Origin of the sequence: Thermococcus sp. PK (genome assembly GCF_000430485.1) — an archaeon.
Classification (GTDB): Archaea; Methanobacteriota_B; Thermococci; order Thermococcales; family Thermococcaceae; genus Thermococcus_A; species Thermococcus_A bergensis.
Map to the genome: position 1 here is coordinate 1,056,490 of NZ_KE387149.1, position 19,871 is coordinate 1,076,360.

Here is a 19,871-nt window from a genome sequence, read left to right on the forward strand (position 1 = left end):
TCCCGCTTCTCATAAGCCGAAGGGAATTAAAGGTTTTTGGTAAAAAAGATATATATCAATTATCGAAATTATAATCAGGTGAAGAAATTGAGAACTCTTCCATTACTTGTAGCTCTTGTTGTTATCCTGAGCGGATGTTTAGGGACAAATACACCCTCTACTATCTCTCAAAGTCCTTTTTCGGAATCTTTAGTCCCGTGTCCCCTTACCCATCCAGGATACGGAGAGTTCAATGTAAAAAACGTCATTTTTAACTCAATGGACGGTCAAATATTAGGAGAAAATCCCTCATTCCTAATGCCTCCTAACGCTACAATAACAATTAAAGGAGTAGTTTTCGGCAAGGAATACAAAATAGACAACACAACGTGCTACTATGCAGGGAAAGTAGAGATAAAGGCCTTCTTGGGAAGTCCCAATATGAGCGAAAGCTGGCATTATATGGAAGGAACGCTAAAAGAAATAGAGAACATAAGTGTCGAGATAACTCCAAGGGAGGCTTTTATCTCCCCAGAAAAAATGCGACCTTTGATGTGGAAATCAATACTAAAAACGCACACGTCGGTCAGAGCTATTATGTTTACATAGTGGTATTTGGAGAAGACGGATAGAAGAGCTGGAACAAAATATGGATAAAAACCTGGGGTTCAGAGGAGCCCTCCGACTAAAGCCCTCGTTAAAATGTGGGGCCCCCCATCGTCAACAGACACCCACTGTCCTTTTCCGCAGTAGCCCGGGAACTCGATTTTGAGGTCATTCCCGATAGCTCTTATGTTCTTGAGGACATCCAGAATCTTGCCCGAAAGTGCCACATCTCTTATGGGTGTCTTTATTTCCCCGTTCTCGATTATATATCCCTCCTTTGCTCCAAACATAAAGGTGCCGTTTGCTATGTCCACCTGTCCGCCTTTGTCTCCTATAAGGTAGAGGCCGTTTTTGACTTCTTCAAGCATCTCCTCAAAGCTCCAGTCCCTCGGCTCTATGTAGGTGTTGCTCATCCTAACTAGGGGTTGATAATTATAGCTTTGAGCCCTTCCATGCCCGTTAGGCTCAAGTCCAAAGAAAGCCGCAGTCTCTCTGTCGAGGAGGTACTCTTTCAAAATCCCGTCTTTTATGATTTCTACTTTTCTCGCCTTAATCCCCTCATCGTCGTAGATATAAGAGCCGAACTTCCCCGGCAAAGTCGGGTCATCGACCACCGTGAGCTCTTCCACGGCTATCTCCTCTCCAAGCTTCCCTTCAAGTATGCTCTCCCCGTTTTTAACGGCATCTCCCTCTGCCGCATGCCCAAGGGCTTCGTGGATGAAAACTCCCGCAAGCTCGGGGTCAACTATTACGTCAAACTCTCCTGATGGCGGTAGGGATGCGTCCAAAAGCTCCCTGGCTTTTCTTTTTACAAAAGACGTCCAGTACTCGAGGTTTATCCCTTCTATCATTTCCCACCCCACAGTACCTCCGAAGACCTTCCAGTAGGTCTGCATATCATTGCCTTTTTTTGCAGTGACAGAAAAGCTCAGACGAATTTTTGGAACCACAGTTCTGATTTCACTCCCAATGGAGTTAAAATAAAACTGCTCCTTTATTCCATCTCCGTAGGTTACCTCCCTGTTGGGCAGGTTTTTTCCCATCAGCAGGGAATCTATCTCTTTGAGGATGGCAGTTTTCTCTTCTAAATCTACATCAGAAAACGGCTTTTTAACCTTTATTTCAGCATCATCCTTGACCGGGTCTCCGATGTAAATTTTTGAGTTGCCCCTTGTGACTTTTGCAATCTTCATTGCAGTTTCAAGTGCCTTTTCTGCCCTTCTTGGGTCATTTGCAGATGAGAAGCCCCAAGAACCGTCAAAGGCCCTAACACCAATCCCAATCTCCACATTCGAAGAAATGTCTTCAAAGTGAGAATTCTGCATTTCAATATGAGTCGCGCTTATTTTAGCTATTCTCACTTCGTAGTAAGGTATTCCATACTTTTGACTGAGCTCCTCGGCTTTTTTGATTAGCTTTTCAACTTCCATAGAACCCCCAAAGAAGAGAGCTAAAAAAGGTTTATATTGTTTTTGGAAAAGGAGAAGAAAAAAGGGGACTCAGTAGTCGACCTCCCCCTTTTCCCTGAGCTCTTTGTACATTCTCCACGTTATAACTGGCTTTTTAGCTGCGAGCACATCATCAACTCTCCTAACTGCCGTGTTGTGTGGAGCACTCTTGACGATTTCAGGGTTGGTGTATGCTTCCTCGCTTATTTTCTTGAGTGCTTCGACGTAGGCATCAATCTCTTCTTTGGTGACAGTTTCCGTTGGCTCAATCATCAATGCCTCATGTACTATGAGCGGGAAGTAAATAGTCGGGGCGTGCAGTCCAAAGTCGAGCAGTCTCTTGGCAACGTCCAGAGCCTTTACGCCAGTTTCCTTCTTCATTGGTTCTGCTGAGAACACAACCTCGTGCTTTCTGAGCTCCTTGTGTGGCAGTTCATATCCTTTCGTGCCCTTTAGCTTTTGTGTAAGGTAGTTGGCATTTAAAACAGCTATCTCCGCAACTTCTTTCAGTCCGTCCCTTCCCATAATCTTGAGGTACGTGAGAGCCCTAACGAGCACATTGAAGTTTCCATAGAACTCCTTAACCTTTCCAATGCTCTTTGGCAGGTCGTAGTTCAGGTAGTACTTTTCCCCATCGAATTCCACCAGTGGGACGGGTAAATAGTCAACAAGGTGCTCCTTTACACCGACAGGCCCTGCTCCCGGACCACCGCCTCCGTGAGGTGTTGAGAACGTCTTGTGAAGGTTTATGTGGACGATATCAAAGCCCATGTCTCCGGGCCTCACCTTGCCGAGAATTCCGTTTAGGTTTGCACCGTCATAATAGAGCAGTCCTCCAGCTTTGTGGACTATCTTTGCTATCTCCAAAATGTCCTCTTCAAAGATTCCCAGGGTGTTGGGATTTGTGAGCATTATTCCTGCTGTCCTCTCGCTTACGGCATTTTCTAAAGCCTCTAAGTCTACCATGCCCTGTTCGTTTGAGGGTATCTCAATGACCTTAAAGCCAGCCATCGCTGCTGAGGCTGGATTTGTACCATGAGCAGAATCGGGAACAAGCATTTCAGTCCTTTGGGTCTCTCCGCGGTCGAGATGATAGGCACGGATTATCATGACTCCCGTGAACTCACCGTTGGCACCAGCAGCCGGTTGAAGAGTGAAGCGATCCATTCCGGTAATCTCTTTGAGCCACTGCTCAAGCTCCCACATTATCTGCAGGGCACCTTGGACTGTTCTTTCATCCTGGTAGGGGTGGATAAAGGCAACTTTCGGGTGGTTTGCAAATTCCTCATTTATCTTGGGGTTATATTTCATAGTACAGGAACCGAGTGGGTATATGCCGGAATCAACACCGTAGTTCATCTCGCTTAACCTTGTGTAGTGCTTAACGACCTCCGGCTCACTAAGCTCCGGAAGCTCAAGGCTTTTCCTTCTTAGCCCCTCAGGGATTTGAACGTCAACGTCTTCAATTGGTTCCGGGAGGGTAAAACCAATTCTTCCGGGTCTTGAGAGTTCAAAAATTAAGGGCTCATCCCATTTAGCCTGTCTGAACATCTTTACCACCTCACAGCTCTGCCTCGTTTATTATCTCTCTAACATTCTCTATGAGTACATCGATCCACTCTTTCCTTGTTGTTTCAGTTACTGCAAGCAAAGCAGTCTCGCCGAGCTCCGGGAAGTGCGGCTTTAGATAGAAACCCCCGTGTATTCCCTTCTCAAGGAGCCTCTCGTGAATGACTGGATATGGGATTTCAAACGTAGCCGGGACATCCTTGAAGTTAACTGCATCAAATGGTATCTCAGCAACTTCATTCAGCCTCTTCTTGAAATATGCAGTGTTCTTCAATATTACTTCTCCAAGCTTCTGGAGGCCTTTTGGCCCGAGGGAAGCTAGGTGGATTGCTGCTGCAACTGCTACAAGAGCTTCATTTGAACAGATGTTTGATGTTGCCTTTGCTCTCCTTATGTGCTGCTCTCTTGTTTGAAGTGTCATGACAAAAGCCCTTTTGCCTTCTGCATCTTTTGTCATTCCGATAATTCTTCCAGGCATCTGTCTTACGAGGGCAGTTTCATTTCTGGTAGCGAATATTCCCGCCCTCGGACCCCCGAAGTTCAGGGCACTTCCAAGGAAAGATGCCTCACCGATCACAGCGTCAGCTCCTAAGTTGCCCGGTGCCTCTACTATGCCCAGAATCGTCGGGTCTACACCCACTACAAACAGAGCACCGTTTTCGTGGGCAATCTCCCCAATTTCCTTTATCTGTTCTTCGATTATTCCGAAGAAGTTGGGGAGCTCAACGTAGACTCCAGCAGCATCTTTTGCCTTCTCTTTTAAGTCCTCAATATCAACCTGGCCCTTTTCGTTCCAGTTTACGTATTCTATCTTAATGTCCGCCCCTTCCACAAAAGTTCTGAGAACCCTGTCTCTTTCTGGATGGATGTGCTTTGGAACAACGAATTTGTTCTTTTTCTTAACCCTTGCCGCCATTCTTGCTGCTTCGCCAAGTGCAGTTCCCCAATCGTACATTGAGGAGTTTACAATCTCCAACCCCACAAGCTCCCCTATCAAGCTCTGGTACTCGAAAAGCGCCTGCAGCATTCCCTGGCTTATCTCCGCCTGGTAGGGGGTATAAGCGGTTAAGAACTCACTCCTCTCTATGAGGTACTTAACGTGGGCTGGAACGTAATGGAAGTAAGCCCCAGCACCGAGAAAAGTCGGCATCTCAAGAACGGTCTTGTTTTTGCTGAGGATCTCGTTCATCTCAAGGAAGACTTCGTATTCGCTCTTGCCTTCTGGAAGGTTAAACTCCTTGACAAAGCCTTTTGGAACATCAGAGAAGAGGTCTTCAATGTTATTAAAGCCAATCTCCTTGAGCATCTCCTCCTTATGTGCCAAGTTTGGAAGGTAGTGCTTACCCATAGACATCACCTTTTTGAGATTATCATCTGAATATTTTGTTTCACTAAAATATATGCTTTGTGGAGGACAAAACTTAAAGGGAATAGTATTCATTGAGCTAGTGGCAGAATAACAAGGGGGATTCAATAATGATAATAGCTTTCGACTTTGATGGAACGCTTGTGGACAGCTACTCAGTTATAGAGGAGGCATTTAGAAGGGCGTTAAAAAAACATTTTCCCTGGCTCCCTTTTAAAGGGGTACTCGCTAAAATTCTCACTAAGATAGAGCTTTACTTTGAAAGACCTAAATTTGGAAAGCATACCGGCAAAATAAAACAACCGAGGTTTTTTAGGACCAAATTCGCTCGTACATGGTTTGAGGAGAGGGCAAAACTTTCAAAACCAATTGACGATTCAAAAGAACTTCTGAAAAAGCTTAAGGAAGAGGGGCATATAGTGATATCCTTTTCTGCGGAGGATTTTTTAGATGGCATGAAGGAATACAGACTGAAAATAGGGGGCTTTTACGAACTTTTTGATGATGTGATAATTTTTGGAAGGGAGATGACGCTCTGCGAGGCATTTCAGCTTGTTAGAGAGAGATATGGAAACGAGATTTTTGTATGGGTTGATGATAAACCATGGCGCTTTATTGGAAGGGGAGACGAGAACACGGAGTACGTTTGGTACTATTTCCCTCCAACGGCAAAATACGTTACCAAAGAAATCTTAGACCAAATTCCGCACCTTCACGTTATCCAAGACCTATGGAGCATTTTTGATGTAATAGAGAGAATAAAAAGCGAGAGAAGCTAATCCCCGCTTATATATTCTAGGGTATCATCAATGAATTCGTTAAGGTCTTCATCACTTACTTCTTCAATTCTGAGCTCAAAGGCCTTTCCAAGCGCCCATCTTACCGCTATATTTCCTCTGTCACTCTCGACTATAACAAGACCAAAGGGCATATCCCCTGCCCAATGATGTTTGGAAAACTTTATCTTAAAGCCCCTTCGCTCCAGTTCTTCTAGTATCTTGCTATAGGTCTCGTAAGGGGCTAAGTCTGTCTTTGCAAATCCTATATAAGCCATACTATCACCAGCTTTAGCTCTCAGCTTAAATTTAAATATTTTTCGGTTAGCCTAACAAAATTCAATATGTTTAAAAATACTGGGGAGTAACCCCAACCATGCATGAGCTCCTTCCTCAGAAGGCTGTTAAGATCGGAAACTCAATAATAATAGCTGACCTGCACATTGGATACGAGGAGAGCATGGCAAAAGAAGGAATTTATCTTCCAAAAGCCTTCAGGCAAATGGTAACCTCCGTTGCTGCCCTTCTCAAGGAACAACGACCAAAACGATTGATAATAAACGGCGACCTCAAGCATTCGTTCGTTCCACTCAAGCGAGAGAAGCTTGAACTCAGGGCGTTCTTTGAGGAGATAACTCCCCTCGTGGAGGAAGCAGTTGTTGTGAGGGGTAACCACGACGTAGGTGTAAGCTGGATTAAAGAGCTCGGTGTGGAAGTTGTTGATGAAATTGAACTTGAGGGCTGGAAAGTAGTCCACGGCCACAAGCTTGTTGAGGGGGAGAAGTTCATAATAGGGCATGAGCATCCCGCAATAAGACTTAGGGACGAGGTTGGAGCATTGATAAAAGTTCCAATCTTTTTGGTGAGCGAAACTCTAATAGTACTCCCTGCCTTCTCTCCATGGGCATATGGGAACGACATCCTCAGAGAGATTGTTTCCCCATTCCTTAAAGACGCTTGCCTTTCTAGCTTTGAGGTTTTTGTCCCTTTGGATGAAGAACTCCTAAACTTTGGAAAGCTTGGAGATCTAATCAGGGCACTCCAAAGACTTTGACCACAAGGATTAAAATCAGAAGAAACCAAAATTCTCTAGGTGATAGATATGGACGTATTGAGTGCTATAATATTCTTCGCGTACGCGCCAGCCTTAGCATTGCTCTGGTATTTCTATCATGCGGATAAATACGAACCCGAACCCAAGCGCTATGTTATAGCAACATTCATCTTAGGAAGCACCCTGTCTGTTGGTGTTGCAATGCTCTTGGAGGCCTTTTTGGTACAGGGGGAGTTTGGATACGCCATTTTACCAGCGACTGCATTTTATATGGCACTTGTGGCCGGCATTGTGGAAGAACCAGCAAAGGCTCTAGCAATCAGGCTTCCATTTAAGGCAGGTCAAATGGACGGGATAATGGACGGTGTGGTTTATGGTGTTGCAGCCGGGCTGGGATTTGCGGCTACGGAAAACTTCCTGTACGGGATTGGCTTTGGAGTCGGCACCACTATAGTGAGGGCTTTCTTAACACCTTTCGCTCACGCCACCTGGAGCGCAATAGTTGGTGTTGGGTATGGCTTAAAGGCAGAGGGAAAAGTCCAAAGCATCACAAGCTATTTTGTCCTCGCGATACTGCTTCACTTTCTGTGGGACTATTTCGCATTCCTAAGCCTCGCAATCCCCTCGTACTACATCTTCACGATACTGCTGATTTTTATCAACATAGCCCTTATTAGGTACTTCATAATGCTCGGGCAGAGAGAATATTTAGAGAAAGCATGGTGGTACTGGTTCGTTAGGAGGTGAAGGCATGAAGGAAAAAATAGAGAGAGCCCTCTTTGAGGCGAGGCCATACATTGAATATTACGAAGAACTAAAGAGAAAAGTTGAGGAAATAGGCTCAAAAGTCCAAGACGAGGCCTCTTTTATCCAGCTAGTAGAAGAGGAAATAAAGAGCTCCCGGGAGCCATTTAAAACCGATTTAAAAATATTCCTTCAAAAGTTTAGCTCTCTTTAAGGGAGTTCTTCCAATAATTTCGGAATTTTTTGAATTATTTAGAAATTTTTTCCAAATCGCGATAATTTTCGAGCATCCACGATATATGAATATACATTCATGAATTTCTTTCTTATCCCTTGTGCTTTTTATATGCTCTATGATAAAAAAGCAACATAACTGCTTTTTTATAAGTTTTACTGGTTTACAATCCCCATTAGCGGATAAAGTCGGGCGGGAAAACTTTATATGTGCAAAAAAGACAGAATGTCTCGCTTTTGTATCCCAAGTATATAGACCAGACCATATGTACAAAAATGTACAGGGGGTTGAAAATGGAAAGGTATGTCGGGCAGAGCGTTACAAAAAGGGAAGAAAGCTATAGAGAAGTAACACCAGTTGCCATAATCTTAGGGGTTCTCTGGGGAGCATTTATGGCCGCAAGCTTTACCTACGCTGGAATGATTATGGGGTTCACCTCTGGAGGCTCCGCAATAGCGGCAATTGTTGGTTGGGGCATTCTTAGGGGACTACTCAAGAAGGGCACGGTCGTTGAAAATAATATAGTCCAGACAATTGCTTCAGCAGTAAATATCTCCGTCTCTGGTGTCATATTCACAATACCGGCACTTTACATAATGGGCCTTCACCAAGAGATAAACACCTTGTACTTCTTCCTGGCAACAGCCGCTGGAGCAATTCTGGGTATAACCTTTATAATCCCACTCAGAAAGCAGATGATCGAAATAGACAGGCTCAGGTTCCCAACAGGTACTGCAGTTGCTACCATCCTCAAAACCCCTGGTAGCGGTATAGAAAAGGCAAGATTGCTGTTCTTTGGTATGATTCTCAGTGCCCTAGTTTATCTCATTCAACAGTTCCCACTGTTTGGACTGCCCCACATAATACCCGAGGTCGTTGACCTTGGCTCAGTGCTCCACCTTCCAGAATGGATTAACCTAACTATAGCCCTCTCACTCATGGTATTTGGTATGGGTTTAATCACTGGAAGGAACGGTCTGATAGTTCTTGCCGGTGGTATACTCTCCTACTACATCATAACTCCGGTGGTCAAAGCCCTCGGATGGCTTCCCGCTGAAGTTCAAGGAGCGGCTATAAGCGGTTACGTTTATGGAACTATGACAAGACCCCTTGGTATAGGAATGCTTCTTGGCGGTTCAATAGCAGGACTGATACTCTCACTTCCGGTAATTGCTGTTGCAATGAAGAGCCTTGCACAGGCGAGCAGAGTGAAAGACAAAAATGGAAATAGTGAGGAGCTTCCAATATACTATCTAATTGGTGGAGCAATTTTGGCATTTGCTTTGCTCTTAATAACAGCATACAAGCTCGGAGGCCTTGGATTGGGTAGAAGCCTCCTCACGGCCCTCATCGGTGTCGCCTGGATATTCATAGCCTCACTTCTCGTGGCAATGTCTACCGGAATGACCGACTGGAGCCCAGTATCAGGTCTTTCCTTGGTCTCAGTCATGATACTCCTCTACCTCACCAACAAGAACGTGCCGCTTACGATACTTATGGGTGCAACCGTTGGTGTTGCTATCTCTGGTGCCGCAGATATGATGCAAGACCTCAAGACAGGTCACATGGTCGGAGCTATCCCATCAAGACAGCAGAAAGTTGAGCTCTTAACCGCCTGGCTTGGCCCAATAATCGCTCTAACAGTTGTTGGCCTTATATGGAACGCCTACGGAATTGGAAACGAGAAGGTCCCAGCACCACAGGCAATGGCCCTCAAGTCAATGGTTGAGGCAGTGCTCGGTGGAAGTGTACCTATAGACAAGTTCATCGCTGGAGGTCTCTTAGGCTTTGCGCTCTCTCTCAGCGGAGTTCCAGGGCTTGGTGTTCTCGTGGGCCTTTCAATGTACTTACCAATGCTGTACATTATCCCCTACGGAATTGGGTGTGTTGTGAACGAGATTGCAAAGAGGAAGAAGGGCTACGAGTTCATCGTTGAAAAGGTCCTCCCATTTGCCGCTGGTCTAATGGTTGGAGAAGCTGCCATGACCTTGCTCTTCGCAGTGCTCACCGTTGCCGGAGTACTGCAACCATGAGGTGATGAACATGAAAAAGCTAATTGGAAATGTTATGCTTACAGCCGGTTTAATCACAGGGGCTATAGCTTCCGCTAGAAATCCACCACTCTGGCCAGTAGTTGGTGGCGCCTTAGTCATCATGGGCGCTGGAATAGTCCTTAGGAGACAGGGAGAGAAGGAAGAGCTTCACAGAAACGTGGCTAAAGGAGAAGGGGGAGAAGCAGAGCTCAAGAGGGTCTTAGAAAACGCACTTACAGAGATTGAAAAAGTAATGAAAGAAAAAGAAACTGACCTCGAAAAGGCTAGAGAAAGACTTGGCAAAATCTTGGAGACACTGGAAACATTTGCAGAAAAGGCCCAGCCCATCAGGATAAAGGGAATCAAGTTCTACGGAGAAGTCATGACAAGTTTTAGCAAAGCCGAAAGACATCTAAACAGAGCCTGGAGTGCCTATGCAGATGGATACATTAGAGAAGGAGATACCTACTTAGAGTCCGGATACACCCAGCTAAAGGAAACCCTAAAACTCTTGAGCTCCAAGAACTGACCTTTTTCTTTTCTTTCTAAGTTTCTTAGAAATGGGACAGCAGACGACGGCGAGCCGAATTTTCCTACTTTGAAGCCCTTTGCATTTTGCTTTCTATACGGGAGATTTTGTTGTCAAGGGAGAAATGACACCGCAGGACTAAAAGTCCCCCTTCAGGCGGGTCAAGAGGTTTTTAACATCCAGTGGTCGGTTGGAGATGAAATAATCTCCTAAATCAGCCAGCAAGGGGACGTATTTAAGCTCATCCACTTCATAGCTCCAGAGGCCTACTTTCATCCCCATGCCTCTGATCCACTTAAGGAGAAACCTAAAGTTTGCAAAACCTACATAGAATATTCCGTCTATAGGAACATGAAGGGCAAATATCCTAAAACGCCGTTTAAGGAGAGGAACTTTTGGAACATCACTTCGTCTTACTATAGAAAACGCCAGCTTTAATTTTTTATCATAAGCCCTTAGAGCCTTAAGTATACCAATCTCTGTTGTTGATACTATCACTTTTTCAATTTCATAGTTGCGTATAAGCTCCCCCAATTCTTCAACAGCCTCTGCATCCTTTATATCCGCATTAAAAAGAGCATCAGGAAATTTTCTAAACAGCTCTTCTATTTTCACTATGTGCTCTCTCGAAACTGCAAGTGCTTTGAGTTCTCCGAAAGTAAGTTCTTTTACGGAGTATCTCTCTCCATTAATAGCTATCTCCGGGTCGTGCATGGCTACGAGCTCTCCATCCGCTGTTCTCCACACGTCAAACTCTATCCCAAATCCCCTTTTAACGGCTCTTTTAAAAGAAAGCATACTGTTTTCAGGCTCTCCAAGACCTCTGTGGGCTATTATCATAGTTCTCACTTACAACTTAAAAGTTAGAAGGAAGAGCTATTCAAGCTCTTTCAATCTCTTTTCAACTACACTCCATATCTCTGGGTACTTTTCCCTTATTGCTTTTTCCAAAAGCTTGCTTGCTTCGTTTGAGATGCTGAATTCGGGAATAGTTTTCCTCAGATATCTAAGCACTGCCGCAGCTTCGGGAGACCACAGGGTAATCCTTGGATTTTTTAAAGCCTCCTGCAAACTTCTTTCGAGTGCTTCCCCACTTATCTCTTCCTTCTGGGGGCTCTCTAATTTGGGCATCGGCTCGGAGATTATTGCTTCCAATCCCCTTCCAAGGGCTTTTTTCTTCTTCATACTCCATCAACCTCCTCGGCAAGCTTCATATATGCTTTGGCACCTCTGCTGTCAGGCGCATATAGAAAAATCGGCTTTCCATGGGAAGGCGCTTCAGCCAGCTTTACGTTTCTTGGGATCATAGTTCTGAACACCTTTTCTCCAAATATTCTCTTTACTTCTTCCCTGACTTCCTTGGATAAATTGGTTCTTTTATCGAACATAGTGATTAAGAATCCTCTAATCTCGAGGGGAATACCCAATCTTTCCCTAACAAGTTTTATCGCCTTTAGCAGGAGACCGATTCCCTCTAAAGCATAGTATTCTGCTTGAATCGGTATTATCACTTCATCACTCGCCACAAGGGAGTTCATCGTTAAAATGCCGAGGGAGGGAGGGGTGTCTATTATCACATAGTCGTAATTGTCCTTAATTTTAGCAAGTTTGTTCCTCAGGATGTATTCCCTTCCTATTTGACTGCTGAGCTCGATTTCAGCACCGCTAAGCGCAATGTTGCTCGGGATTAAATAAAGGTCTTCTATTTCAGTAGGAATTATTGCATCTTCAGTGTCCACTTCGTCTAAGATCACGTTGTAGATAGTTGGAGTAGCATCTCTAAACCCAAGTCCGACTGTCGTTGCTCCTTGAGGATCCATATCAACAAGAAGAACTCTTTTTCCTTTGAGTGCCAATGCAGCTGAAAGGTTTATTGCAGTGGTGCTCTTTCCTACTCCACCTTTTTGATTTGCAATACTTATCACCGGCATGCAATATTCTCTGCTCTTGAAAGTTATAAACCTTAGCAGTCAGAACTTATAAGATAAGTTAGAAAAACCAAATAACCCCTTAATACTCAAGGTCGAGGAGGTTAAGGAGTTTTACGAGAAAAACAGGAAAATAAATCCTGATGTTGAGCTTTGGATTACAGAAGCGGCACATATAAGGAAAATCCAGCTTATGCCTGAGGAGTATAAGGGAAAGGTTTTGCAGTTTTTTGAGAAATACCTCTGACTTCTTTTTTCACTCCCAGTGAAAACAATGCTTAAGTATTTCCCTCTTTTTAAGATAATTTGGGGTGAGAAAATGAAAGTCAAGGTAGGGATTAACGGTTACGGGACTATAGGAAAGAGGGTTGCTTACGCAGTTTCAAAACAAGATGATATGGAGCTAATAGGAGTTACAAAGACGAAGCCAGACTTTGAGGCTTATCGTGCTAAAGAGCTTGGAATACCTGTCTATGCAGCATCTAGCGAATTTTTACCCAGATTCGAAAAGGCTGGATTCGAGGTAGCAGGTACTCTCGAGGATCTGCTCGAAAAAGTAGATGTAATTGTAGACGCAACCCCTGGAGGAATGGGTGAGAAAAACAAAGCCCTCTACGAGAAAGCCGGAGTTAAAGCAATATTCCAGGGCGGGGAGAAAGCGGAAATTGCGGAGGCTTCTTTCGTTGCACAGGCCAACTATGAACAGGCTCTGGGTAAAAACTACGTGAGGGTTGTCTCCTGCAACACCACGGGCTTGACAAGAACTCTCAACGCAATAAAAGATTACATCGACTACGTATATGCTGTGATGATTAGGAGGGCTGCAGATCCCAACGACATCAAGAGGGGCCCCATCAATGCTATAAAACCCTCAGTTGAGGTTCCCTCTCATCATGGACCAGATGTACAAACCGTAATACCAATAAACATTGAGACAATGGCCTTTATCGTGCCAACAACTCTTATGCACGTCCACAGCGTAATGGTGGAGCTCAAAAAGCCCCTTACACGGGAAGACGTCATTGACATCTTCGAAAACACCACGAGGGTTCTGCTCTTCGAGAAAGAGAAGGGCTTTGACAGTACAGCCCAGCTTATAGAGTTTGCCCGTGATCTTCACCGTGAGTGGAATAACCTCTATGAGATAGCCATTTGGAAGGATAGCATAAGTGTAAAGGGCAACAGGCTCTTTTACATCCAAGCCGTCCACCAAGAGAGCGACGTAGTCCCAGAGAATGTAGATGCAATAAGGGCCATGTTCGAGCTCGCCGACAAATGGGAGAGCATAAAGAAGACCAACAAGAGCCTTGGGATTTTGAAGTGAAGCCAAACCTTTTATAATTTTTTTACAGATTTTTCCTCATGGAAGCTGAAGAGCACCTCCTTGCCTTGGGTCTGATACTTATCCTTGCTTTCTTTCTCTATCCTAGCGAAACTATCTCCGGGACTTTCTGTGAGGGCAGCTTTGGAAAACTGGGGAGCTATGAGGTGAGCGTACGGGACGGGTTTTTGAAAGTCTATCAAAACGGTGAAGAAGTCTTCACGGCAAAAGGGGAGCATATCTTTGTTAGAAAAGCAAACGTGGAATACTTTATCTCAAACGGGTGCTACTCGGTCAGCGTAAGGGAGAAGCCCGAAAAGGCCCTCTACCTTTTCGTTGCGGGGGTTGTCATAATTGGAGCAACCTTCTATTACATCGCCTTCCTTAAATACCGTTAAATTCCGAGTTTTCTTTTTACTTCCTCCAAGCTTAGTCCTTTCACAAGGAGGTCTTTTTCCCTGCTTGTCTCGCCCCTTATGATGATAACTTCAGCACCAAGAAGCTTCGAAAAGAACTTCACAACTTCCTTATTTGCCTTCCCTTCCACAGGTGGAGCTTTTACCCTGACCTTCAGCCTTTTTCTCCACTCATCTATGCCCTCAATTTCAGTTTTCTTTGCATTTGGCTGCACGTATATCTGGATTACCACTCCATCTTTGGATTCCTTGATCATGCAATCACCGGGAACATCTAGAGAAAATGGTATTTAAATTTGACCTCCTCCCCGCCTGAGGGGCGAGGTTTCAAAAGAAAAGGTAAGGGCTCAGTGAGAACTTGAACTATCTCCAGAAGAAGAAAGTGAATACTGCCATACAACGTCTGGAGGGAACAATCCTTTCCTGAATTTTTCTATGATTTCCCTCGCTTTCGAATACGCAAAGTCGAACGTTTCTTTGTCTATGAGCTCATAGAGAAGGGCCATCTCAAGCTCGTCCTCATCAAGAAGGAAAATTTCCCCGTTGGGGAAAATGAAAATGTCTAGGAACAAATCCAGCATCTCAAGGGTGTCGCCTTCCCTCTTGGTATAAGCCAGGACGTCAACGTATAAGCCCTTAAAGTTGCCCTCCCTGTCGTAAACCTTCAAGATATCATAGTTTTCGCCAACAAAGGCAAAATACACCATCGTGTACTCGTTCTCTATGACCTTGACTCCGTTTACAAAAAGCGGAGCAAGCATGCCTTCGAACTTTGATTTTGCTACTATTATGTCCCCTAAGTCCGCGATAAGCTCGTCTTCTCGCTCAAGGACTCTGTTTGGAATACGCTTGTAGATGAGATGGAGCATATCTACCAATCATGGTCCGGGCTGAAGGTTTTTATATCTTCACTTCAAAGATGCTATCAGCAGGATTGAGAGACCACAGGGTGGGAGTTATCGCTCCCTAAAGTTGATTAGGTAGAACCCTGCTGTATTTGATCATATTGATTACTTCGGCACTCTCTCCGAGCACTCTCACCAAGGGCTCCGTTCTGGTTGCTATGACAACCGTTTTTTCCATTCTTTTCAGTTCTTCTATTAACCAGGGAATCAAAACTTCAGCACTATAATCATCAAGACCCACGGTCGGGTCGTCGATAAGGAAAAGCTCAGCATTTTTGGCTACCAGCGCACCAGCCAGTTGCAACCTTCTCCGTTGTCCTTGGGATAAGTGAGAGATTAACGCCTTGGGATTAATTCCAAAGCGTTTGAGTATATCTGAATGATCCTTGAAGAACGTCCCATAAAGGGTACTTATCACTGTTACATATTCTAATGCCCGCAGGCTCTTTGGCAGGTTTATCTGCTCATCTAAGAGAAAAACCTTCTTTTTAACTCTCTCAATTGGTTGTCCATCCAACTCTATCTTCCCGCCCAATGGCTTTAAAAGTGTGCCAATGGTTCTTAAAAGCGTTGTTTTTCCTGTCCCATTAGGCCCGTACAGTATTACGGTTGCTCCTCTTTCACACTGAAAGCTTATGGGGCCAACTACTGGGGTTTTGCTGTATCCAGCTATAAGGTTGCTAACTTTTAACACCCTGCATCACCCCTATTGCATCTACCAGAGCGGCAGCTCCGATACCGAACCAGAGATATATAAAGACTAGGTTTTTGGAAATCACAGTAAACACAAGCGCTATAGCCAACGGAAGGAGTGCGCTAAGGAAAACCGCCGAAAAAGGTATGGATGCAGTTGTAGAAATTGTTATGCCGATCCCGGTTCTTTGAACCTCAATTTCACTATTCCTAAGCGGGATGTAGTGGCCAAGTTCGTGGAAATAGATCATTAGAATCACCGAAATGAGAAGTTCAATGTTGATGGGATTTTTAATGAGACATTCAAACTTGTTCAGGTACATTGCTCCACCGAGTGCTGTCAGGAATAACAATAGGAATAGGAACATGCCAACTAAGGGTTTTCCAATGGCTTTAGTGAACTCCCAAAACTTCATGTTTTCACCTCCGGGACAACTTTAGCTTGAGCCAAACTACGCGGGCGGGGAAGATTAAAGTCAAGAGCATAAAGATGAGGTATTTCTGTTGTATATACATGCTCAACCTCCCGATTATAAAAACTGAAACCAAATAAAAAAGCAAATAGCTACCCAAAGACTCCCCTGTATCCAATGAGGGACCAACTGCGGATACTGTGAGGATACTAAGGAATACAACAAGTGCGGTTCCCTCAAAGCTACCAATTCCTAAGTACTTTAGGAGTGTAAAGGCACCCAGGATTACTGCAGTTCCAAAAATGGTATTCAGGAGAATTTCCATCACAAAACCTTCCCAGAATTTTCCCCTCAGAACCTTCAGACTCCACAGATAGTTATCCAAATAGCCAGCTCCAGAGAAAAAGACTGGCAACATTAGTGATAAAATCGCCGATAACGAAGTAAAAATTCCTCCAAGCAGGAGCGTCTGGAAGTCCCCGCTGACGGCGACTGTAGAAAAGTAAGTTGCTCCTCCCCCAACTGGGGATACCCAAAGTTTTGTGTTTTGAACCTTCTGAGTAATGAACACCATACCAATGAAGATGATGCCTAAAGGCCATAGGAATAGCGGGTTGATCACGGTGATCGGTCTTTTTTTAATCCAAAACATAACTATCCTCCTTTGGGGCAGCAATTTTGGCAGGGGTTTGATTAACAGAATGATCAAAAACAGAATGCCATAGCTGGGGGAGAGCACAGACGCTATTATGAAGCCTATTATGATAAACAGCGAAATATCTACGAGACCCAAGAATAAGAAAATTGACAGAATAAGATAGGAAAAGTCAATAAGTTGAGAGATATAGACAAAGGTAGGAAACGGTAAAAATGATAGGAGACTTAATATGGTAATCCTCCAATCCCGAGCAGGCATATAATTAATACTCAAGATAACACGAGGGTTGTGTTCGATTGAGTAAATCACTCCAACAACGGTTGTCATTATTAACATATTCACCATTAAAATGTTCTCAGGCACCTCCTTGAGCAGCGGTGATAGGATATTGAGGGTGTAAAATGTTCCAATACTTACAAATAGGAAGGTAATATAGCTAAATCTCTTGAAGAGGGTCTTAAACCAGATCAAGACCAGAAAAGACATGCCTCTCATACTGAACCCCCAGATAATAATGAAAAATCAGGGAGCTAAGATACTATACAGTTGCACACGTATTTCACATAGAAGAGTCCAGTGTGCCAAGTGCACGAATCCATGGCACCATGACATGCTAGTCTTGGACACACCACTCCACAGGCCACAATGGAACCAAAGATTAGAACAATGATTGAAATTGCCAGTACTACGACTATAACTTGGACTATTCTCAGTTGCCTTGATCCTTGTGGAGTCGGCTTGCTGTACCAGAGCAGTATTGCTGTGATGGCATAGCTTAGAAAAATAAGCAATGGGGTTGCCTTAAATGTTGTTGCGCCATCAGAGGAAATTTTCTCGAGCAACAAGGGGACATTGATGTCTCTAGTGATTGATAGAATCGAAAGTACCACAAGGGAAGATTGTGCTATCAGAGTTCCTAAGAATGCTATTGCTACAACAAGTAGCATTTTTTCTTTTTTAAATAGTGAACCTATATCCACTCGTATCACCTCCAGTAGCTTTCATTAAAACTTTATTACCACCTATTATTTAAAAACTTTGTTATCACATATTATTTAATATTTAATAATAATGATTTTAATGATTATGATCTTCACTCGATTATAGTTTTTTTAATCATATTAGATAAATTAATATTGGATAGAGCGTTAAAATTATATTACACTTAAAGGGGAGAGCTCGTCTATTTCTAAGCGCGATCTCTGCTTCTTTCTGAGCGAGATACTGGAGACTACCATCAGGATTTTAAGGTGACCTTTCAATAGTCTGGGTCATCATCTCGCAGCTTGGGGGGAGTTGAGAGAGAAAATAGAAAAGGCTCTTCAGATCAAGTGTTAAACTCCGAAAATCAGCTCCTTCAGTTTCCTCGGAAGTTCCTCAATGCTTACCCTTATCTGCTCCCTCGTGTCTCTATCCCTTATCGTTACGGTGTTGTCTTCAGGCGTCTGGTTATCCACTGTTACACAGTAAGGCGTTCCTATCTCGTCGTACCTTGCGTATCTCCTTCCAATGGTGTCTTTCTCGTCATAGACCACTATGAAGCCCTCTTTTTGCAGGGTTCTGAAGACGTCATAGGCTATGTTCGTTAGGGGCTCCTTGGCTACGAGAGGAAGCACGGCAACTTCTATTGGCGCCATGTCCTTCTTTATCTTGAGATAAACTCTTCCGTCCTCGTCTACGGCTAGGGAATTCTCAAGGAGCAGGTAGAAGGGCCTGTCGATACCAAAGCTCGGCTCCAAGACGTGCGGCACTATCTTCTCACCGGTTATCTTTTCCTCGACTTCTTGTATGATAAAGTCGTCTTTTTCAAGCTCGTAGCCGTCGATGATGACTTTTCCCACCTGTTTAAGTCCCTCAACTATTTTTTTGAGCTCTTCCTGGCTCATTTCCTGCAACTTCTTGTTAATCCTTCCGGCATCCTTCTTAAGCTTGGGCCCGACTCTCTTCATATTGAGGGAAACCTTAAGCTTCTTGACTATCTTGGGCTCCTTATAGTGGATCATAACTGTTAAATCTGCCCCGCTTTCTTTTATGTGTCTGCTTAGATCGTAGTCTCCCCTGTAGGCTATACCAACGCACTCAATCCATCCAAACCTTTCGCTGTGGATTTCAACGTCCCATGTGTCGCTTGAGTAGTGCGCCCTCTCCTCTGGCAACTGCTGTCTGAACCTGATCTTATCCTCGGGGATACCTATGTCAAGGAGAATCCTCTTCACCATTGCCATATAATATGCAAAAAAGGTGTTCAGCACGTAGCCCTTCTTCACAGCCTCTTCAAGGGTAACTTCGATCATGCCTAGGTCTTTAAGCTGGTGCTCTATTGGATAAAGCCTGACAATCTCGTCTTTAACTTCATCAAAGTGCGGATGCTCGGTCTCATTGGGATTGAAGAAAATCTCCGCTTCAGCCTGCGTGAATTCTCTTAGCCTGAGCATTCCCTGTCTTGGGGAAATCTCGTTTCTATAGGCTTTCCCTATCTGAAAGACCCCGAATGGTAGTTGGTTTCTTGCAAAGTTGTTCAAGCGCTTGAAGTTCACGAATATTCCCTGGGCAGTTTCGGGCCTCAGATAGCCCTTCTTATCCTTGTAAGGTCCGATGTAAGTTTCAAACATCAAATTGAAGTACCACACATCGCTGAGCTCTCCGCCACATTCTGGGCACTTTATGCCGTGCTCTCTTATGAGTTGCGTGAGGTGCTCGGCACTAAGCCCCTCGGTGTCTATGCCAAGAGCTTCTTCAACAAGGTGATCGGCTCTAAACCTTGAGCCGCACTTTTTACACTCGGTTAACGGGTCAACGAACTTCTCCACGTGTCCCGAGGCAATAAAAACCTCTTCCGGCGTGATATCGGGAGTTTCAATTTCAAAGAAGCCCTCCCTTATAAAGGCTTCTCTGATTTTCCTTTCGATTTTCCTTTTTATTGTAGCCCCTAAAGGACCGTAATCGTAAAAACCTCTCGCTCCACCATAGATTTCAAAACTGCCCCACGCAAAGCCTCTCCTTTTCATCAGGTCTTGAAGAACTTCATACTTATCCATGAACACCACCTTAGTGCATGAAGGCAAAGCACCTAAAAAAGTTTTGCTTCAGAGGTTTGGATTTTTGTTAATTGCTACTACCAAACTACTGTTGCATAAGCGTTACGGCTAATCTTTTTGTTCCTAAATCTTTAAGAACTATTAAACAGTAAATATGAGA

Annotated in this window: 23 protein-coding genes; 9 read left to right on the top strand and 14 right to left on the bottom strand. The window is 44.1% G+C overall.

Going from position 1 to position 19,871, the window contains the following annotated elements:
* Positions 1-78: 78 nt before the first annotated feature.
* Positions 79-588, top strand: coding sequence for a hypothetical protein (locus THEPK_RS07745; RefSeq protein WP_198011300.1), 510 nt, complete (start codon positions 79-81; stop codon positions 586-588).
* Positions 589-647: 59 nt separating this feature from the next.
* Here the strand turns inward: THEPK_RS07745 and THEPK_RS07750 are convergent, their stop codons facing one another.
* The 3 genes from THEPK_RS07750 to gcvPA all read right to left on the bottom strand — a co-directional run bounded on the left by THEPK_RS07750 (position 648) and on the right by gcvPA (position 4,950).
* Positions 648-2,015: a TldD/PmbA family protein gene (locus THEPK_RS07750; protein ID WP_042700281.1), complete on the bottom strand. Its 1,368-nt coding sequence runs from the start codon at positions 2,013-2,015 to the stop codon at positions 648-650.
* 69 nt (positions 2,016-2,084) lie between these two features.
* Positions 2,085-3,584: an aminomethyl-transferring glycine dehydrogenase subunit GcvPB gene (gene gcvPB, locus THEPK_RS07755; RefSeq protein WP_042700284.1), complete on the bottom strand. Its 1,500-nt coding sequence runs from the start codon at positions 3,582-3,584 to the stop codon at positions 2,085-2,087.
* 10 nt (positions 3,585-3,594) lie between these two features.
* Complete coding sequence (gene gcvPA / locus THEPK_RS07760; protein ID WP_042700287.1) at positions 3,595-4,950, bottom strand: aminomethyl-transferring glycine dehydrogenase subunit GcvPA; 1,356 nt, start codon at positions 4,948-4,950, stop codon at positions 3,595-3,597.
* Between the two features lie 128 nt (positions 4,951-5,078).
* Here gcvPA and THEPK_RS07765 point away from each other — a divergent pair, with 128 nt between their 5' ends.
* On the top strand, positions 5,079-5,747 hold the full coding sequence (locus tag THEPK_RS07765; protein ID WP_042700291.1) for an HAD family hydrolase: 669 nt from the start codon (positions 5,079-5,081) through the stop codon (positions 5,745-5,747).
* On the opposite strand, the gene THEPK_RS07770 is transcribed toward THEPK_RS07765, so the two are convergent.
* Complete coding sequence (locus tag THEPK_RS07770; RefSeq protein WP_042700294.1) at positions 5,744-6,022, bottom strand: hypothetical protein; 279 nt, start codon at positions 6,020-6,022, stop codon at positions 5,744-5,746. The two genes, THEPK_RS07765 and THEPK_RS07770, sit on opposite strands and share 4 nt — an antisense overlap.
* Positions 6,023-6,120: 98 nt before the next feature.
* Here THEPK_RS07770 and THEPK_RS07775 point away from each other — a divergent pair, with 98 nt between their 5' ends.
* The 5 genes from THEPK_RS07775 to THEPK_RS07795 all read left to right on the top strand — a co-directional run bounded on the left by THEPK_RS07775 (position 6,121) and on the right by THEPK_RS07795 (position 10,339).
* The gene (locus tag THEPK_RS07775) at positions 6,121-6,798 is read left to right on the top strand and encodes a metallophosphoesterase (RefSeq protein WP_042700296.1); all 678 of its coding nucleotides are present in this window, start codon (positions 6,121-6,123) and stop codon (positions 6,796-6,798) included.
* A gap of 48 nt (positions 6,799-6,846) precedes the next feature.
* Entirely contained in the window at positions 6,847-7,545 is a 699-nt protein-coding gene (locus THEPK_RS07780; protein WP_042700298.1) for a PrsW family intramembrane metalloprotease, read from the top strand.
* A gap of 4 nt (positions 7,546-7,549) precedes the next feature.
* The gene (locus tag THEPK_RS07785; RefSeq protein WP_042700302.1) at positions 7,550-7,756 is read left to right on the top strand and encodes a hypothetical protein; all 207 of its coding nucleotides are present in this window, start codon (positions 7,550-7,552) and stop codon (positions 7,754-7,756) included.
* A 314-nt stretch (positions 7,757-8,070) separates the two neighbouring features.
* Positions 8,071-9,810: an OPT family oligopeptide transporter gene (locus tag THEPK_RS07790; protein WP_042700305.1), complete on the top strand. Its 1,740-nt coding sequence runs from the start codon at positions 8,071-8,073 to the stop codon at positions 9,808-9,810.
* A 10-nt stretch (positions 9,811-9,820) separates the two neighbouring features.
* Positions 9,821-10,339: a hypothetical protein gene (locus THEPK_RS07795; RefSeq protein WP_042700307.1), complete on the top strand. Its 519-nt coding sequence runs from the start codon at positions 9,821-9,823 to the stop codon at positions 10,337-10,339.
* A 138-nt stretch (positions 10,340-10,477) separates the two neighbouring features.
* Here the strand turns inward: THEPK_RS07795 and THEPK_RS07800 are convergent, their stop codons facing one another.
* Genes THEPK_RS07800 through THEPK_RS07810 form a run of 3 tightly spaced genes read right to left on the bottom strand, consistent with a single transcriptional unit; the run spans position 10,478 to position 12,270 of the window.
* Complete coding sequence (locus THEPK_RS07800) at positions 10,478-11,179, bottom strand: glycerophosphodiester phosphodiesterase family protein (protein WP_042700309.1); 702 nt, start codon at positions 11,177-11,179, stop codon at positions 10,478-10,480.
* Positions 11,180-11,215: 36 nt separating this feature from the next.
* Positions 11,216-11,524, bottom strand: coding sequence for a hypothetical protein (locus THEPK_RS07805; protein WP_042700312.1), 309 nt, complete (start codon positions 11,522-11,524; stop codon positions 11,216-11,218).
* Complete coding sequence (locus tag THEPK_RS07810) at positions 11,521-12,270, bottom strand: ParA family protein (RefSeq protein ID WP_042700315.1); 750 nt, start codon at positions 12,268-12,270, stop codon at positions 11,521-11,523. Before THEPK_RS07810 ends, THEPK_RS07805 begins: the two co-directional genes overlap by 4 nt.
* 316 nt (positions 12,271-12,586) lie before the next feature.
* Between THEPK_RS07810 and THEPK_RS07815 the strand changes: the two genes are divergently transcribed.
* Positions 12,587-13,591 carry a phosphorylating glyceraldehyde-3-phosphate dehydrogenase gene (locus tag THEPK_RS07815; RefSeq protein WP_042700737.1) on the top strand — a complete coding sequence of 335 codons (1,005 nt, stop codon included), beginning with the start codon at positions 12,587-12,589 and terminating at the stop codon, positions 13,589-13,591.
* Positions 13,592-13,629: 38 nt separating this feature from the next.
* Positions 13,630-13,986, top strand: a complete 357-nt coding sequence (locus THEPK_RS07820) for a hypothetical protein (RefSeq protein ID WP_042700319.1) — start codon at positions 13,630-13,632, stop codon at positions 13,984-13,986.
* Here the strand turns inward: THEPK_RS07820 and THEPK_RS07825 are convergent.
* The 7 genes from THEPK_RS07825 to glyS form a co-directional block, all read right to left on the bottom strand.
* Positions 13,983-14,261 carry a DUF167 domain-containing protein gene (locus THEPK_RS07825; protein ID WP_042700322.1) on the bottom strand — a complete coding sequence of 93 codons (279 nt, stop codon included), beginning with the start codon at positions 14,259-14,261 and terminating at the stop codon, positions 13,983-13,985. The two genes, THEPK_RS07820 and THEPK_RS07825, sit on opposite strands and share 4 nt — an antisense overlap.
* A 90-nt stretch (positions 14,262-14,351) precedes the next feature.
* Positions 14,352-14,873, bottom strand: a complete 522-nt coding sequence (locus tag THEPK_RS07830) for a DUF402 domain-containing protein (RefSeq protein WP_042700325.1) — start codon at positions 14,871-14,873, stop codon at positions 14,352-14,354.
* A gap of 97 nt (positions 14,874-14,970) precedes the next feature.
* Positions 14,971-15,603, bottom strand: coding sequence for an ATP-binding cassette domain-containing protein (locus tag THEPK_RS07835; RefSeq protein WP_052315914.1), 633 nt, complete (start codon positions 15,601-15,603; stop codon positions 14,971-14,973).
* Positions 15,590-16,018 (bottom strand): hypothetical protein, encoded by a 429-nt coding sequence (locus tag THEPK_RS07840; RefSeq protein WP_042700328.1) that lies wholly within the window; start codon positions 16,016-16,018, stop codon positions 15,590-15,592. The genes THEPK_RS07835 and THEPK_RS07840 overlap by 14 nt, the downstream gene beginning before the upstream one ends.
* Positions 16,019-16,022: 4 nt before the next feature.
* Positions 16,023-17,168 carry a hypothetical protein gene (locus THEPK_RS07845; RefSeq protein WP_042700329.1) on the bottom strand — a complete coding sequence of 382 codons (1,146 nt, stop codon included), beginning with the start codon at positions 17,166-17,168 and terminating at the stop codon, positions 16,023-16,025.
* Positions 17,169-17,203: 35 nt separating this feature from the next.
* A complete protein-coding gene (locus THEPK_RS07850; RefSeq protein WP_042700332.1) occupies positions 17,204-17,653 on the bottom strand; it encodes a hypothetical protein in 450 nt (149 codons plus the stop codon).
* Between the two features lie 354 nt (positions 17,654-18,007).
* Complete coding sequence (glyS, locus tag THEPK_RS07855) at positions 18,008-19,717, bottom strand: glycine--tRNA ligase (RefSeq protein ID WP_198011309.1); 1,710 nt, start codon at positions 19,715-19,717, stop codon at positions 18,008-18,010.
* Between the last annotated feature and the right edge of the window lie 154 nt (positions 19,718-19,871).